The organism is Streptomyces albidochromogenes, from assembly GCF_005981925.1.
Taxonomy (GTDB): domain Bacteria; phylum Actinomycetota; class Actinomycetes; order Streptomycetales; family Streptomycetaceae; genus Streptomyces; species Streptomyces albidochromogenes.
In genome coordinates this window covers 1-1,026 of sequence record NZ_VBVX01000652.1, presented here as the reverse complement: position 1 = coordinate 1,026, position 1,026 = coordinate 1, and the positions used below count along the sequence as shown (strand labels likewise).

Below are 1,026 nucleotides of genomic sequence, written 5' to 3'. Positions count from 1 at the left end.
GGGCAGGACGTACGACCAGATCCGCCCCTTGCCGCTCATCCGCCGCCAGGTGCTGTCGAAGGACTGGCAGTGCGGGCAGCACGGCCGGGGCGGGAAGCGCAGCGCGCCGCACTCCGGTGCCGCGCAGCCCTGTACGCGCAGTTCCCCCCGGGCGGCGTACTCCCAGAAGGGGGCGCCGTCGTCGTCGACGACGGGAGAGAGCAGATCACCGCTCGTGTTCTCGCTCATCTCTCAGCTCCTCAGCAGCAGGGCCGATGTCGGTACGCCCTCGCCCGCCGTCACCAGGCAGGTGGCGGCCGAGGGCACCTGGGCGGTGCTGGTGCCGCGCAGCTGCCTCACGCCCTCGGTGATCAGGTTGAAGCCGTGGACGTACGCCTCACTGAGCCCGCCGCCGCCGGTGTTGATCGGCAGCCGCCCGCCGCTCTCCAGGGCGCCGCCCTCGGTGAACGCCGCCCCCTCGCCCCGGCCGCAGAAGCCGTAGCCCTCCAGGGACAGCGGGATGAGCGGGGTGAACGCGTCGTAGATCTGGGCGACGTCGATGTCGTCCGGGCCGAAGTCGGCCTGCTTCCAGAGCTGGCGGGCGGCGGTCCAGGCGGGGCCGGTGAGCGGGTCGTCGTTCCAGTAGTTGACCATGCCGTGGTGCTGCGCGGGCAGGCCCTGGGCGACGGAGTGGACGTACACCGGCTTCTGCCGGCAGTCGCGGGCGCGCTCGGCCGAGACGACGACGCACGCCAGGGCGCCGTCCGTCTCCAGGCAGTTGTCGAACAGGCACAGGGGATCGCTGATCCAGCGCGCGTTCATGTACATGTCGCGGGTCAGGGGCCGGTCGTACATCATCGCGGCCGGGTTCTGGTTGGCCCGGTTGCGGCAGGCGAGGGCGACGTTGAACAGGTGGTCGCGGGTGGCGCCGTACTCGTGCATGTACCGGCGGGCCAGCATGCCGATCTCGTCGGCGGGGCGCAGCAGGCCGAAGGGGCGGGTCCACCTGTCTCTTATACACCTCTGACGCTGCCGACGAACGCATAA

Annotated in this window: 2 protein-coding genes; both read right to left on the bottom strand. The window is 71.2% G+C overall.

Translation table 11 applies throughout. The annotated features are described in order from the left end of the window. The coding region (locus E2E34_RS34575) for a Zn-ribbon domain-containing OB-fold protein (RefSeq protein WP_244316406.1) at positions 1–228 on the bottom strand (228 nt) is incomplete at its 3' end. 3 nt (positions 229–231) lie between these two features. Then, the coding region (locus E2E34_RS37705) for a thiolase C-terminal domain-containing protein (protein ID WP_138905752.1) at positions 232–1,026 on the bottom strand (795 nt) is incomplete at its 5' end.